We start from the raw sequence: 13,571 nt of genomic DNA, 5'->3' as shown, positions 1-13,571 counted from the left end.
GCCCGGCCGGAGCTGGCGGAGGGGCCGCTGCCGCTGGAGATCATGCTGCCCGCGCTGCCCTGCCGCGGCGGGCCCGAGCTCGCGGAGCGGCTGTTCGGGCCGCTCGGCTGGGAGGTGTCCGCGCGGCCCGTACCCCTGGACGAGGGGTTCCCCGAGTGGGGCGACTCGCGCTACGTCCGGCTGGAGCTGAAAGGGTCGGTGCGGCTGGCCGACGCCCTCAACCACCTGTACGTGCTGCTGCCCGTGCTCGACGACGGCAAGCACTACTGGATCGCGCCTGACGAGGTGGACAAGCTGATCCGGGCGGGCGAGGGCTGGCTGCGCGGCCACCCCGAGCTGGGCCTGATCACCCGGCGCTACCTGGGCCGCCGGTGGACACTGGCCCGTACGGCGCTGGCCCGGCTCGCCGAGCTCGGAGACGAGACCGAGGAAGAGCTGGAGCCCCCGGTCGCCGAGGAAGAGCCGCCCGCTGAGACGCCCCGCGAGACGGCAGGGGAGACGCCTGTGCGGGAGGTTGCGGAGGGGGCGACCGAGGCAGAGGCCGAAGCCGATGGCATCGGCGGGGCTCCCCCGTCCAAGCCGCGCCCACTCAGCGTCCGGCGGCGCGAGGCCGTGCTCGAAACCCTGGAGGAGCTCGGCGCGACCAGCGTGATCGACCTGGGCTGCGGCCAGGGAGAGCTGCTGGGCGCGCTGCTGTCCCGCCCCCGGTTCGCCCGCGTCGGCGGAATGGACGTGTCCACGATGGCGCTGACCATCGCGGCGCGCAAGCTCAGGCTGGAGCGGATGCCCGAGGCCAGGCGCGCCCGGCTCACCCTGTTCCAGGGCTCGCTGACCTACACCGACAAGCGGCTGGCCGGCTACGACGCGGCCGTGCTCATGGAGGTGATCGAGCACGTCGACCCGCCGCGGCTGGCCGCGCTGGAGCGGGTCGTGTTCGGGCACGCCCGCCCCGAGCACGTGCTGGTGACCACGCCGAACGCCGAGCACAACGTGCGCTACGAGTTCCTGACCGGGATGCGCCATCCCGACCACCGATTCGAGTGGACCCGCGCCGAGTTCGCGGACTGGTCCTCGCGCGTGGCCGCCCGGTACGGCTACCGCGTCACCGTCGAGCCCGTGGGAGAGGACGACCCGGAGGTCGGCCCACCCACCCAGATGGGAGTCTTCACCCGTGATCAGCGTTCCTGAGCTGTCCCTCGTGGTGCTCGTCGGCGTGTCGGGCAGCGGGAAGTCGACGTTCGCCGCCAGGCATTTCAAGCCGACGCAGGTCATCTCGTCCGACTTCTGCCGCGGCCTGGTCTCCGACGACGAGAACGACCAGTCGGCGACGCCGGCGGCGTTCGACCTGCTGCACCACATCGTCGGCACCCGTCTGTCGCGCGGGCTGCTCACCGTGGTTGACGCGACGAACGTGCAGTACCCCGCGCGCAAGGCGCTGATCGACCTGGCCAGGAAGCACGACGTGCTGGCCGACGCCATCGTCCTCGACGTCCCGGAGGAGGTGGCGATCGGGCGCAACGCCGGCCGCCCGGACCGCGACTTCGGCGCCGGTGTGGTGATCCGCCAGCGCAAGGACCTGCGCCGCTCGCTGGGGAAGATCTCCCGCGACGGCTTCCGGAAGGTGCACGTGCTGCGCGGGGTGGAGGCCGTCGAGAACGCCGCAGTCACCTTCGAGAGGGCGTGGACCGACAGGCGCGAGCTGACCGGCCCGTTCGACGTCATCGGCGACGTGCACGGCTGCCGCGCGGAGCTGGAGGCGCTGCTCGGGCGGCTCGGCTGGCGGGGCCTCGCCCATCCCGAGGGCCGTACGGCGGTGTTCGTCGGCGACCTGGTGGACCGCGGACCCGACACGCCTGGAGTGCTCCGCCTGGTCATGGACATGGTCGAGGCGGGCACCGCGATCTGCGTGGCGGGCAACCATGAGCAGAAGCTGGTGCGCGCGCTGGACGGCCGCAAGGTCACGGTCGCGCACGGCCTGCGGGAGTCGTTGGACCAGCTGGCGGCCGAGCCGCCCGAGTTCGTGGCGCGGGCCCGCGCGTTCATGGACGGGCTCATCAGCCACTACCAGCTCGACGGCGGCCGGCTGGTCGTCGCGCACGCGGGGCTCAAGGAGTCCTTCCACGGGCGCGCCTCCGGCCGGGTCCGCGCGTTCGCCCTGTACGGGGAGACGACCGGCGAGACCGACGAGTACGGCCTGCCGGTCCGCTACCCGTGGGCCGACGACTACCGGGGCCGCGCCATGGTCGTCTACGGCCACACCCCCACGACCCGCCCCGAATGGCTCAACAACACCATCTGCCTCGACACCGGCTGCGTGTTCGGCGGCGCGCTGACGGCGCTGCGCTACCCGGAGCGGGAGCTCGTCCAGGTGCCGGCCGAGAAGGTCTGGTACGAGCCGGCCAAGCCCCTCGGCGGCCCCGCCCGCGAACCCGGCATGCTCGACATCAACGACGTCCAGGGCACCCGGCACGTGGAGACGCGCTTCGGCGCCCGCGTCAAGGTGCCGGAGGAGAACGCGGCCGCCGCGCTGGAGGTGATGAGCCGGTTCGCGGTGGACCCGCGCTGGCTGGTCTACCTGCCGCCCACCATGGCCCCGCCGGAGACGTCCAGGCTCGAGAGCTACCTGGAGCACCCGCACGAGGCGTTCGAGGAGTTCGCCGCGGCCGGGGTGACCGAGGTGGTGTGCGAGGAGAAGCACATGGGCTCGCGCGCCGTGGCCGTGCTGGCCCGTACCCCGGAGGTGGCCGAGGCCAGGTTCGGCGTCGTGGACGGCGGTTCGGGCTGCGTCTACACGCGTACCGGGCGGCCGTTCTTCGACGACACGGCGCCGCTGGTCGACCGGCTGCGCGAGGCGTGCGAGCCGCTGTGGGAGGAGCTCGGCTCCGACTGGGTGGTGCTCGACTGCGAGCTGCTGCCCTGGTCGGCCAAGGCCGGTCAGCTGATCCGGACCCAGTACGCCTCGGTGGGGGCCGCCGCGCGGGCGGCCCTGCCGGAGGCGGTGTCGACCCTGGAGGCGGCCGCCGGGCGGGGGCTGGATGTGGGTAGCCTGCTCGCCCGTGCCCGGCGCCGCTCCGCGAACGCTGCCCTTTTCCGCGATGCCTACGCACGGTACTGCTGGCCGGTGGACGGCCTCGACGGGGTGCGGCTGGCGCCGTTCCAGATCCTCGCCTGCGAGGGCCGCACCACGGCGCTGGAGCCGCACGCCTGGCACCTGTCGGTCCTGTCCGGCCTGGACTCGCCGCTGATCACGCAGACGCGGCACGTGTTCGTGTCGCTGGACTCGGAGCGCTCCCGTACCGACGCGGTGGCCTGGTGGGAGGCGCTGACGGACGCCGGGAGCGAGGGCATGGTGGTCAAGCCCGCTGCTTACACGCCGGGCCGGGTGCAGCCGGGCGTCAAGGTGCGGGGACGGGAGTACCTGCGCATCATCTACGGGCCGGACTACACGGAGTCGCTGGATGTGCTGCGCCGGCGCTTCCTGGGCAAGAAGCGGTCGCTGGCGCTGCGGGAGTACGCGTTGGGCCTGGAGGGGCTGGCCCGCCTCGCGGACGGGGAACCGGGCTGGCGCGTGCACGAGCCGGTCTTCGCCGTCCTCGCCCTGGAGTCGGAGCCCGTCGACCCGCGGCTGTAGAGCGATCGCGCGTCAGGGCTTGCACCATTCCCTGACGGCCTCGACGATCTCGGCGGCCTGTTCGTACATGACATCGGTGAAGCGCTCCTGCGCGTCGCTCACCAGCTCGCCGCCGGGTCTCCGATGTGGTCTACCGCGCTCTCAAGTCCATCGGACGACATCCGCCCCTTCTGATCAGAGCTCTGCGAGTCCGGACTTGACGAAATAGGAGCATCGTGGCGCTCAGGGCGGTGGCCTCATCTGAATGCCGTAGCGGGGCGCCGCAGCCAGGAGTCTGTCCACGTCAGGCGGCGCTTCGGATGGAGGCGGTACTTCGCGCACCGGTGCACGCTCGCCCACCTCGGCGAAGAACCTGTCGATCCCGCCAGGGGTGTAGATGAAGAGCACACGCACAGTGCTCGTGGGCTCGAAGGTCTCCAACGTCCCCTCGGGAATGTAGAAGAAGGAGCCGGGGCCGCCTTCCACCGTGTCATCGCCGATGTGAAGGCGGAGCGTTCCCTCCAGGACGTAGACGCATTCGCCCCCCGCGTGCGTGTGGGGCGGTGGCCCCATCCCCTCCGGGATGGTCATGTGCATGACCGTCAGCCCGCCGTTCGTCTCATCGCTTGCCGCCTTGACCTCGTAGAGGCCACCGAGCACCCAGAACGCATCGCCCTCGCCCGGTTTGCGCACGACTACCTTGTCTGCCATCTCGGGCCCCTTCCTCAATGGGCCGCGGAGGAAGCTCCCCTGTCTCCAGCCGAGCAGCCGCCTTGCGATCAAGTCAAGGTCCTTTGCCGAGTGCTAGATACGCGGGGATGAAGGAGTGCCATGGGCGAGAACACCATGGCCGACGCTGCTCGACCTCGCCACCAACGAGCAGCGCACGACCTCACGCGCATCGCGCGCCCTCGCCGCCCTGCCCGACGCCCTCCTCGGCAGCCAGACCCGCCGCCGATCCAGCCGCGGACCAGCAGGGCCACGCGCTCGACGTGGTGGGTCATCGGGAATGCGTCGAACGCGCGCAGGTCCTCCAGCCGGTAGCCGCGCTCCGCCAGCCACGCGAGGTCGCGGCCCAGCGTCGCCGGGTCGCAGGAGACGTAGACGATGCGCGGCGCCTGCAGCCCGGCGATCCGGTCGACCACGTCGCGGCCGAGACCGGACCGGGGCGGGTCCCGCGACCTGAGTGCCACCGTCGCGCACCGCGACCTGAGTGCCACCGTCGCGCACCGCGACCTGAGTGCCACCGTCGCGCACCGCGACCTGAGTGCCACCGTCGCGCACCGCGACCTGAGTGCCGCCGCCGCTGCCGGGCTGGCGCTGGCCGATCCCACGGCGCAACCGCAGAGCGACACGGTGATCAACCTGCTGGCCGACGCGATGGCCGCCCCGGGGTCGGTGCTTCAGCGCATCCGATGGGGCGGCGAGAGTGTCACGCCCATCGGTTCGGCGCTGCTGCGAGCCGAACAGTGGCAGCGGGCAGTGGCCCGAGATCTGCTGGCCCGTCCAGGGGCGCAGGAGATCGACGAGGGCCTGCACACCGCGTGGGAGGCGATCTGGTGTTGGCGTGCCGCTCCGGCGGAGCTCCTGCCGATGGTCGCCGACCGGGCCCGCGACCTGGTGTCGGCCGCGCCGTCGTCGCGGCGCAGGCGCAGACTCGGGCAGGTGGATCCGCTGGTGGGCGCGGTCAGGCTGATCGCCGACTGCGGGCGGGCATCGGCGGCGCATGCCGATCTGCTGGCCGCGATGCTGACCGGCGACCCCGCCGAGCCGTGGCCGCAGGTGGCCGCTCCGGCCGTGGAAGGGCTTGCCCGGCTCGGCGACGGCCGCTGCCTGCCCTGGCTGGCCGCAGCCCTGGTCGAGCAGCACGGCCACGTCCGGCATCTCGACGTTCGCAGCACGATCCCGGCCATGGTGGCGCACGCTGAGGCGCTCATCCCCGCCCTGCAGACCTTCCTCGGCCCCTCGATGCGTGGGGGCATGAAGAGCGTCGCCTGCATGGACGCGCTGGTCTCCTGGGGAGCGGCGGCGGCGCCACTGGTGCCGGCGCTGCTCGACCGCTTCGCCACGGGATACCTTTCCGTCGCGCTGCCGCTGTTGGGGGCGATCGGCCCGCCCGCCGCCGAGGCCGTGCCGCAACTGCGCGCTCTGCTCGGCGACGAGCATCGCGGGCATGAGGCGGCGTGGGCGCTGTGGCGGATCACCGGCGAGCCCGGCCGGGTGCCGGCCCTGCTCGCCGAGCACCTGGCACGCTTCGGCGGTCACGCGGCGGACGACACGGCCCCGCTGCTCGAACAGCTCAGCCCCGCCGCCGCGATCGCCGTCCCCGTCCTTCGTGAGCACTTCCACGACCCCAAGGCAGGCCACCTTTACGATCGGGTGGCGATCGCGCGTGCGCTGTGGGCGATCACCGGCGAGCCCGCAGGGCTCATCGCCCCGCTGCTGTATGCCATCACGGCCAGGCCGCTGCCCAACCATGGATACCGTCGGCCAGCCCCCGAACTGCGCGCGATCCAGGCGCTGGGCATGATGGGGCCGGTGGCGGCCGAGGCCATAGCGGCGCTTGAACTCATCGCGCACGGCCCGGCCCGCGTGACCGAACGAGACGTCTGGGCGGACGAGCGCTACCAGCACGCCGCCCTGCACGCGCTGGCCCCCGTCGAGGCATGACACCTTGAGGTGCCTCGCAGATTCCGGACAGTCGGCCGGCTTCCGGAAGGTGCACGTGCTGCGCGGGGTGGAGGCCGTCGACAACGCCGCAGTCACCTTCGAGAGGGCGTGGACCGACAGGCGCGAGCTGACCGGCCCGTTCGACGTCATCGGCGACGTGCACGGCTGCCGCGCGGAGCTGGAGGCGCTGCTCGGGCGGCTCCTCGTTCCACCCCATCCGTGACCGGCTCCGCCATGGTGGTGCAGAGCTGTGGCCGCGGCGGTGACCAGCCCGTTGGCTTCCGGCACGTTGAGCAGGGCGTGTGCGGCGAAGGCTGTCACGAACTGGGTCGATCGGCCGTGTGCGACGGTTGGCTGGCGCGGCGCCAGGCTTGCGCTGAGGTCATAGTCGCACCACAAGCCATCGGGCCGCTGCATCTGGCTGAGGTAGTCCACGCCTACCGAGATCAGGTCGTCGACGGTGTGGTCCCGGTGGGGTGCAGGTCGTGGCGTGGGCGTGGCTTGAGGTTCGGGTCGAGGGCCGCCAGGCCCGCCGCTCGGGCGTAGCACATCGGGGAGAAGCAGAAGGCGACCGACGGGGAACTCAGCGGCCCGGTGACGGACAGGAAACTGGGTGAGACGGCGAAGGCATCGGCATTGAGGTGGTCCAGGAGCACGGCGAGCGGGCGCAGATCGATGCCAAGTTGTTCCAGGAAGGTCACCAGGCCATGGAAGCCGCGCGCGGTCGACCACGACCATGAGATGCAGCGGAAGTAGAGCTTGCGGCTGACGGTGCCGTGCTGGGCCGATACCTGCAACCAGGTGTGGAGACTCGCATCGCTCACCCGGGTTCTGAATGTGTCGGCCACGGCTCGTGCTGCGCCCAATCGGGGGTCGGTGCGATCGACGCTGTCGAGCAGGGCCGAGGTCTGGGCGTGGGGGAGAGGCCGCGCCGGTTCTCCTCCAGGCCGAGCCTGTGGTCGGTGACGTCGGCAACGAACCGCTGTGCGCGCCCAGTCCAGCCGCAGGGAGATCTCCAGGGGTGGCCCGGTCACGGTCATGGCTGATGGCCAGTTCGGATGCGCGGCATACTCCAGCCAGTTCTGCTGGTCCTGCTCGGACGTCAAGCGGGCGGCACGGGCCGGTGGGGTGTGAACTGCGGGGGACTGCGGTGTCATCGCGAGACGGCCGTCCGCACCGCGATGATCGGCAACACCTGCTTGATGTTCTTCTTCAGCGGTGGACAGGCGCTCGCCGTTGCGTTGCAGGCGCGCGAGCGGGCAGGCGTCTCCGTGGCAAGCCGGCCGGAAGGCGCAGGCTTGGCACCCGGTGTCGACCTCGGCGCCGGAGGCTACCCAGACAGACATGCGTTCATCGCGCAGGTGCAGGTCGCCGTCGCAGGTGAGCTGCCCGACGAATTCTTCGGCTCACGCCGGGCGACGGTGCACTTGTACACCGATCCGTCGGAACCGATCACATACGAGCGGGGGTCAGCGGCGTAGCAGGAGCTCCCATATGGCCGCATGCTCTGCTGCCATGAAGTGAGGGGGGAATCCGGAGGCAGCGGCAGAGTCGGTGAAGCCTAGCTCGAGTTCCTCGGCGGATCGCTGGTCACATGTCTCGATCTCTTCGTCGTGGGGTCCGCCCCACTGGCCGACCGCATGGAACCAGATCGAGAATCTGGGGTCGTTACCGAATCGCTCGCCCATGTAGCCGAGGAAGTTGGGCATCTCCTGGGCGACATGGTCCACCGTCGCCGTGAGGGCCGCGCGCAGGCAGGATCGCGACGACGCCAAGACCGCGCTGCTGTCGGCGTGCCTGACCACGCCGAAGCCCGCTGACCAGCCAGGGCTCGGCGTCATCGCACGGCGTCGGGGAGACGGGCTCCGCAAAGCTCAACGACCTACGATGACGACCCCGGGCCGGCCCTGATCGTCCTTGGCCACGAGGATGCCACGGTCTCCGCCTGCCTTCGCGGCGGGTGTGCCGTCGTCTCGTGTAATCGACGGAACTTCCGGGCCGTTGGGAATGAAGTGGTCCTGCGCGTTGAGCCGGATGCGGGTTCCGGATTGCCAGACGTAGGCCAGCGGCTGGCCGTCCAGCGCGATTATGGCGTGCTTATGCGGGTACTGATGGTCGTTGTCGCACCACGGTATCCACATGTCCTGGGCCAATGTCTGCCCTGGCGGGATGACGTAGTGGTTCTGCCGGGAAGTGGAGCCGTCGTACTTCCATACGTCCAGTGTCTGGTTCGTCTTGTTGAACCACATTCTGACGTTGGTGACGCCGTGGTTGTCCTCAGCGATTCTCCGCCCGACTTCCCCGGCGACATCGTCGAGGTTGTCGAGGATCCATTGGCCGATGACCGCGATGAGCGGCCCCCCGACAAGATCAGTCATGCCTCTGCCTCCTTGTGTCGATCCGAAGTCGGCGATGCCTTTCCCTCGGCGACGCGTTGTTCATGTCGCTGCCAACCCTGCAACCACTTCCATGCGGCCGTGACAACAGCGGTCATAGCCGCGATCATGAACGCGACCAGCTGATTGTGATCAAGGTGCGCCCCAGGCACCGCTTGTGCAACGACTCCGGCCATCCAGCCGGCCGCCACTGCGAACACCGGTGTGAGCACAGCCACGAAACGTCCCGCCAGTGAGCTCTCGACGGCGGGTGACGACACCGCTTCTTCTGCCGGGCGGGCAGCAACAGCGGCGGGTGCCGTTTCATCGGATCTGGCCATGATCACTCCAACCAATGCCGAGAGGTCCCTCGCATCTCGGCTGCTGTGGCCTCAAGGTACGACGCTTCACGGCTCGCAAAAATGGTGGACAATGAGTATTGACAACATGCGCCGGCTCCTGCGGCGAGGTCGGTAGTCCAGAGAAGGGCGGATGGCGTGTCGCTGTCGATCGAGGACTATCGCCGACTGCTGGAACTGGTGACCGTTACCCTAGAAAACACCGAGCCGAATTTCCCGGGGAATGGCGTAACCTCTCGGATTCGCGAGTTGTTCGGTGCCGAGATCGTCGGCGCAGGAACCATAGATCTGGTGGGCCCGGGAAGTCGGCGTTGGGCCACCAGTCCATCGCCCGTCCCCTTGGACGGATCAGCAGGCTTTCACCAGATAGCCATTGATCATCCGCTGACCCGCGCCTACCGAAATTCTCAACGTGCGGCGCCACTCCGGCTCAGCGACGTCGAGGGAACAGCGACCGACTATACATCTCTCTACCGTCGATGGCTCGGGGCTGGAAAACCCCGCATATTGACTATCCCACTGACCGTGACACCGAAACGAGTAACCTCGGTCGCCGTAATGCGTTCCGGACCAGACTTCACTGACCGATCCATGTGCTTAGCCCGACACCTTCAGCCGGTTCTCGCTGGAGTTTACGCACTCCGCAATTGCACGCCCCGACCTCCCATCGAGAGCCCTGACCACCTTGACGAGGACATCGGCATTCGGCTGACCGCCCGCGAACTCACCGTGCTCGACCTCTTGGCGGGCGGTCTGATCTCGACGGCGATAGCCCGTCGCCTCGGCATCTCTCCCACAACAGTGGAAAAACATATCCAGAACATCTATCGCAAGCTGGACACTCACGATCGCATCAGCACCGTCCTGCGGGCCCAGTCCATAGGTGTACTGCCTCCTACGGCCCGTCCCGCCACGCGCCCGCCACCAGCCGTGAACAAGCGCGTCGTCAAGCCACCACCCCCGACGTGAACGATCTTCTCAAGCACTCACGTTGAGCTCCGCCAGCCACCCCAGCTGCTCCAGCCGATCCTCCACCGTCGGCGCGTTCAACCCCACGATCACCCGCGTCGCCCCCGCCTTCCCATACGCCCGCAACCGCTCCCGCACCCGCCCCGGCGACCCGCACAACGACAACGCGTCCACCAGCTCATCCGGCAACTCCTCCAACGCCACCCCCAACCCACCCTCGAAATACGCCTCCTGCACCCGCGCCGCCGCCTCACCGAACCCCAACCGGCCCGCCAGCCGGTTGTAGAAGTTCACCCCCCGGCTGCCCATCCCACCCAGATACAGCGCCAGCATCGGCCGCACCATGTCCCGCGCGTAGTCGGCGTCGTCGTCCACCATCGCCATCACCATCGGCGACACCTCCACCCCCGCCACCTCACGACCCGCCCGCGCCGCACCCGCACCCAACCGCCCCAGCATCTCCGCCAGATGCTCCGGCGGGAAGTGGATCGGCAGCCACCCGTCGGCCACCTCGCCGGCCAGCTCCACCGCCTTCGGCCCCATCGCCGCCACATGCACCGGTAACGGCCGCCGCACCGGACCCACCGCCATCGTCAACGCCTTGCCCCGGCTCTCCGGCAACGGCAGCACGATCTCCGGCCCGTCATGCCGCACCGGCCGCCCCTCCAGCGCCGTACGCACCACAGCCACATAGTCACGCAGATACGCCAGCGGCCGCTCGTACCGCTGCCCGTGCCACCCCTCCGCCACCTGCGGCCCCGACGCCCCCAACCCCAGCAGGAACCGGCCCCCCGACAACCGGTCGATCGTCGCCGCCGCCATCGCGGCGGCGATCGCCGTGCGCCCCGACACCTGCAGCACCCCGGTGCCCAGCCCGATCCGCTCCGTGCCCGCCGCCAGCCACGCCAGCGTCGCCGACGGATCCACCCCGTACCCCTCCGACGCCCACACCGAGTCGAACCCCAGCCGCTCGGCCTCGCGCACCAGCTCCAGCTGCGCCTCATGGGTGGCCGCCACCGGCCCCAACGTCCCGATGCTGAACCCCAGCCGCACAGCCGCCTCCTCATCGCCTCGCCGAACGCGGATCTTGGACCACCACACTGTCCCGCAGAACCCGCGCCCGCACCAGACACAAGACCACACACAAGACCACACACAAGGCCACACAAGACCGCATAGGCCGCACCGGGGGAGGGAAGCCGCCCCCATAATGGCGCGCATGGACCCCAGAACCGCCGCACAGCGCTTCGCCGACACCTGGCAACACGGATGGAGCCGCCACGACGTCGACAGCATCGCCGCCCTGTACGCGCCCGACGCCGAGCACATCTCGATGCCGTTCCGCCCGCCGCACCGGGGGAGAGGCGCCATCGCCGACTACATCCGCTGGTCCTTCGAGGGGGAGAGCGACCCGCAGGTCAGCTTCACCACGCCGGTCGTGGACGGAGACCAGGCCGCCATCGAGTTCCGGGTCCACGCCACCGACAACGGCGCCCCCGTCACGCTCGCGGGCTGCGTCTTCGCCCGCTTCGGCCCCGACGGCCTCGCCGTACGGACCCGCGACTACTGGCACACCACGGAGGGCCACCACTGACCCGGCGGCCCGAAGAACAGGGGAGCGGCCCCGGCTCTAGCCGGGCACCCTCATCACGGGAGTCATCCGAGCGGGCGCGACCTGACCGGGATCGGTCTGCGCCGGAGCCTGAGCACTGTGACCCTGAGCACCGTGGCCCTGGACAGGTTGGCCCTGCGGACCGTGGCCCTGCGCCACCGGAGCGGGCGGCCCGGCCGGCCGGGCCAGCTGGCGGGTCTGCTCATGCTCGGCGCGCCGCTCCACGCACCCACCCGGGCAGTAACCATTCGTCACGATGAGTCGACCTCGCAGCGTCGTGTAGGACTCACGACCCGTGGCGGGCAGAACCCCCTGACACACCGGGCACAAGACTGACTGAGTCCCCACGTGCTGCTCCTCTCGCGGCGCGATAGCAGATTCCCACCCTAAACCGCCACACCCTCGAGGGGACAGGAAATCAACAGAAGGTCAAGCGAACCGTCATGGTCACAGAGCGTCACGAGAGGCGTTACTTGACATAATGTTCATTATCAGGCATTCACCGACAGTGCCGCATCCGGGGTTTTCGCCGGACGCCGTGCCCTGACATCAGCGTCAAGGGAGCGTTACGATCGGTGCATGCCCAGCCTGGCGATCTCCACCCCGGGCCTCATAGCGCTCACCGCCGTCGTCACCGCCACAGTCATCTACCTGATCATCCTGGCCGTCCGGCTGACCCAACGCCCGCGCAACCGTCCCGCCCCCAGCCTCAACCTGGTCGACCAGGCCCGCGAACTGAAGGCCATGGGCCAGATGCAGGAAGCCGTCTTCCTCGTGCGCGGCGAGACCGGCATGAGCCACCGCGCCGCCGCCCGCTTCGTCAACCGCCTCTAACAGCCACAAACCATCCCATACCGGACAGAAGGTGGATTCTGTCTGGTATGGAAGACCTCGACGCCGGCCCCGAATACGCTTGATGACATGAGCCGAAGGGCCGTCACCATCGGATTGCTCGCCGCCGCCGCCCTCGTCCTGGCCGGAGCGGCCGTCGCGCTCGCGCGCGGCGTCCCCCCGGACGGAGCGGCCACCGGCGTCGAGAACACCCGTTCCCCCGAGGAGATCTCCAACTACTGGACCAAGGAGCGGATGGACGCCGCGACCCCCGGATAGTCGCCCCCGAGGCGGATGGAGCGGAAGGCCGCGAAGGCCTCCCGCCTCCCTGTGCGCCGCGACCCCTAACGCGGGGACACGTCGTTGTAGACGTTGATGGCGCCGTCGCCGTGGTTGGGCGACTTGTAGACGATGTTGACCGGGTTGCTGTTGCCGTCGACGTCACGATGGCTGTTGGCGCCGATGATGTAGCCCCAGCCCCGGCTCAGCTGGAGATCCTGCAGCCACGGCCCGCCGCTGGAGCCGTGGAACATGTCGTTGTCCATGTGCATCCGGTCGTCGAACACGCCGGCGCGGCGGGTGCTGTTGAGGACGAACCACAGATCGTTGCCGGTGAAGTCGGTGCGCTGGTAGCCGTCCTGCGGGAAGCCGAAGGCGTGGATGTCGCTGAACGCCTGCCCGTAGCCGAACCGGTAGCCCTGCGAGCCGACCCAGTCCTGCAGGTTGCCGCGCTGCGGCTGCGGGTTGAAGGCGATGGCGGCGATGTCGTAGCTCCAGTTGCGGTTGTTGAACCAGCCGTTGGTGGTGTTGGCGTAGCGCCAGGTCCACCGGCCGTGGGGTTCGCGTCCGTTGTCGGCGTCGGGGACGAAGACGAAGTTGCGGAAGTAGTTGCCGACTCCCCCGCCGCCGGCGTGGATGCAGTGGCCGGAGGTCCAGACGGTGTTGCGGTTGGCGGCGTTGATCACGCTGCCGCTGCAGTAGCCGCCGCTGCCGTCGTTGCGGGTGAAGTAGAGCTTGCCGATGGTGATGGCGGGCATGCTGCCCTGGCGGTTCCAGCGTTCGGCGCGGGGTCCGGCGAGCGGGCGGGCGCTGGGCGCGGCGGGCCGGTCGACCCTGCGGGTGGGGGCCGAGCCTTCGGCGGCGCG

Annotated in this window: 17 protein-coding genes and 1 pseudogene; 9 read left to right on the top strand and 9 right to left on the bottom strand. The window is 69.8% G+C overall.

Annotated elements, in window-relative coordinates:
• Both DQW85_RS04155 and DQW85_RS04150 read left to right on the top strand, forming a co-directional pair.
• Window positions 1-1,188, top strand: a 1,188-nt coding sequence (locus DQW85_RS04155; RefSeq protein ID WP_113699091.1) for a methyltransferase, incomplete at its 5' end; no start/stop codon positions are given.
• Window positions 1,172-3,631, top strand: coding sequence for a polynucleotide kinase-phosphatase (locus DQW85_RS04150; RefSeq protein WP_113699090.1), 2,460 nt, complete (start codon window positions 1,172-1,174; stop codon window positions 3,629-3,631). The genes DQW85_RS04155 and DQW85_RS04150, both read left to right, overlap by 17 nt.
• 222 nt (window positions 3,632-3,853) lie before the next feature.
• Here DQW85_RS04150 and DQW85_RS04145 read toward each other — a convergent pair whose 3' ends face one another.
• Window positions 3,854-4,393, bottom strand: a complete 540-nt coding sequence (locus tag DQW85_RS04145) for a cupin domain-containing protein (protein ID WP_113699089.1) — start codon at window positions 4,391-4,393, stop codon at window positions 3,854-3,856.
• Between the two features lie 182 nt (window positions 4,394-4,575).
• Window positions 4,576-4,785, bottom strand: a pseudogene (locus DQW85_RS46475) (class I SAM-dependent RNA methyltransferase); the annotation flags it as partial.
• Here DQW85_RS46475 and DQW85_RS04135 point away from each other — a divergent pair.
• Window positions 4,718-6,280, top strand: a complete 1,563-nt coding sequence (locus DQW85_RS04135; RefSeq protein WP_113699088.1) for a hypothetical protein — start codon at window positions 4,718-4,720, stop codon at window positions 6,278-6,280. The pseudogene DQW85_RS46475 and the gene DQW85_RS04135 overlap by 68 nt on opposite strands.
• Window positions 6,281-6,335: 55 nt before the next feature.
• Window positions 6,336-6,503 carry a hypothetical protein gene (locus tag DQW85_RS04130; protein ID WP_205314867.1) on the top strand — a complete coding sequence of 56 codons (168 nt, stop codon included), beginning with the start codon at window positions 6,336-6,338 and terminating at the stop codon, window positions 6,501-6,503.
• A gap of 223 nt (window positions 6,504-6,726) precedes the next feature.
• Here DQW85_RS04130 and DQW85_RS44125 read toward each other — a convergent pair whose 3' ends face one another.
• Window positions 6,727-7,386: a hypothetical protein gene (locus tag DQW85_RS44125; protein ID WP_162794711.1), complete on the bottom strand. Its 660-nt coding sequence runs from the start codon at window positions 7,384-7,386 to the stop codon at window positions 6,727-6,729.
• Between the two features lie 75 nt (window positions 7,387-7,461).
• On the opposite strand from DQW85_RS44125, the gene DQW85_RS04120 reads away from it, so the two are divergent.
• The gene (locus tag DQW85_RS04120) at window positions 7,462-7,761 is read left to right on the top strand and encodes a hypothetical protein (RefSeq protein ID WP_113699086.1); all 300 of its coding nucleotides are present in this window, start codon (window positions 7,462-7,464) and stop codon (window positions 7,759-7,761) included.
• On the opposite strand, the gene DQW85_RS04115 is transcribed toward DQW85_RS04120, so the two are convergent.
• From DQW85_RS04115 to DQW85_RS44120, 3 genes are all read right to left on the bottom strand, one after another.
• Window positions 7,750-8,085 (bottom strand): hypothetical protein, encoded by a 336-nt coding sequence (locus DQW85_RS04115; RefSeq protein WP_162794710.1) that lies wholly within the window; start codon window positions 8,083-8,085, stop codon window positions 7,750-7,752. The two genes, DQW85_RS04120 and DQW85_RS04115, sit on opposite strands and share 12 nt — an antisense overlap.
• 69 nt (window positions 8,086-8,154) lie before the next feature.
• Window positions 8,155-8,658: a hypothetical protein gene (locus DQW85_RS04110; protein ID WP_113699084.1), complete on the bottom strand. Its 504-nt coding sequence runs from the start codon at window positions 8,656-8,658 to the stop codon at window positions 8,155-8,157.
• On the bottom strand, window positions 8,655-8,996 hold the full coding sequence (locus tag DQW85_RS44120) for a hypothetical protein (protein ID WP_162794709.1): 342 nt from the start codon (window positions 8,994-8,996) through the stop codon (window positions 8,655-8,657). Before DQW85_RS44120 ends, DQW85_RS04110 begins: the two co-directional genes overlap by 4 nt.
• A gap of 156 nt (window positions 8,997-9,152) precedes the next feature.
• On the opposite strand from DQW85_RS44120, the gene DQW85_RS44115 reads away from it, so the two are divergent.
• A complete protein-coding gene (locus DQW85_RS44115; RefSeq protein ID WP_162794708.1) occupies window positions 9,153-9,983 on the top strand; it encodes a helix-turn-helix transcriptional regulator in 831 nt (276 codons plus the stop codon).
• 9 nt (window positions 9,984-9,992) lie between these two features.
• Here DQW85_RS44115 and DQW85_RS04100 read toward each other — a convergent pair whose 3' ends face one another.
• Window positions 9,993-11,036 (bottom strand): LLM class flavin-dependent oxidoreductase, encoded by a 1,044-nt coding sequence (locus DQW85_RS04100; protein ID WP_113699082.1) that lies wholly within the window; start codon window positions 11,034-11,036, stop codon window positions 9,993-9,995.
• A gap of 166 nt (window positions 11,037-11,202) precedes the next feature.
• Between DQW85_RS04100 and DQW85_RS04095 the strand changes: the two genes are divergently transcribed.
• Window positions 11,203-11,577, top strand: coding sequence for a nuclear transport factor 2 family protein (locus DQW85_RS04095; RefSeq protein ID WP_113699092.1), 375 nt, complete (start codon window positions 11,203-11,205; stop codon window positions 11,575-11,577).
• A 62-nt stretch (window positions 11,578-11,639) separates the two neighbouring features.
• On the opposite strand, the gene DQW85_RS44110 is transcribed toward DQW85_RS04095, so the two are convergent.
• On the bottom strand, window positions 11,640-11,801 hold the full coding sequence (locus tag DQW85_RS44110; RefSeq protein ID WP_162794707.1) for a hypothetical protein: 162 nt from the start codon (window positions 11,799-11,801) through the stop codon (window positions 11,640-11,642).
• Between the two features lie 373 nt (window positions 11,802-12,174).
• Here DQW85_RS44110 and DQW85_RS04090 point away from each other — a divergent pair, with 373 nt between their 5' ends.
• Window positions 12,175-12,429 carry a hypothetical protein gene (locus DQW85_RS04090; protein ID WP_113699081.1) on the top strand — a complete coding sequence of 85 codons (255 nt, stop codon included), beginning with the start codon at window positions 12,175-12,177 and terminating at the stop codon, window positions 12,427-12,429.
• An 87-nt stretch (window positions 12,430-12,516) separates the two neighbouring features.
• A complete protein-coding gene (locus tag DQW85_RS04085) occupies window positions 12,517-12,705 on the top strand; it encodes a hypothetical protein (protein WP_113699080.1) in 189 nt (62 codons plus the stop codon).
• A gap of 65 nt (window positions 12,706-12,770) precedes the next feature.
• Here the strand turns inward: DQW85_RS04085 and DQW85_RS04080 are convergent.
• On the bottom strand, window positions 12,771-13,571 hold an 801-nt coding region (locus tag DQW85_RS04080; RefSeq protein ID WP_113699079.1), incomplete at its 5' end, for a trypsin-like serine peptidase.

It is taken from the genome of Nonomuraea lactucae (assembly GCF_003313395.1).
Lineage (GTDB): Bacteria > Actinomycetota > Actinomycetes > Streptosporangiales > Streptosporangiaceae > Nonomuraea > Nonomuraea lactucae.
The sequence above is the reverse complement of the archived record's forward strand: the minus strand, read 5'-3'. Positions and strand labels throughout refer to the sequence as shown.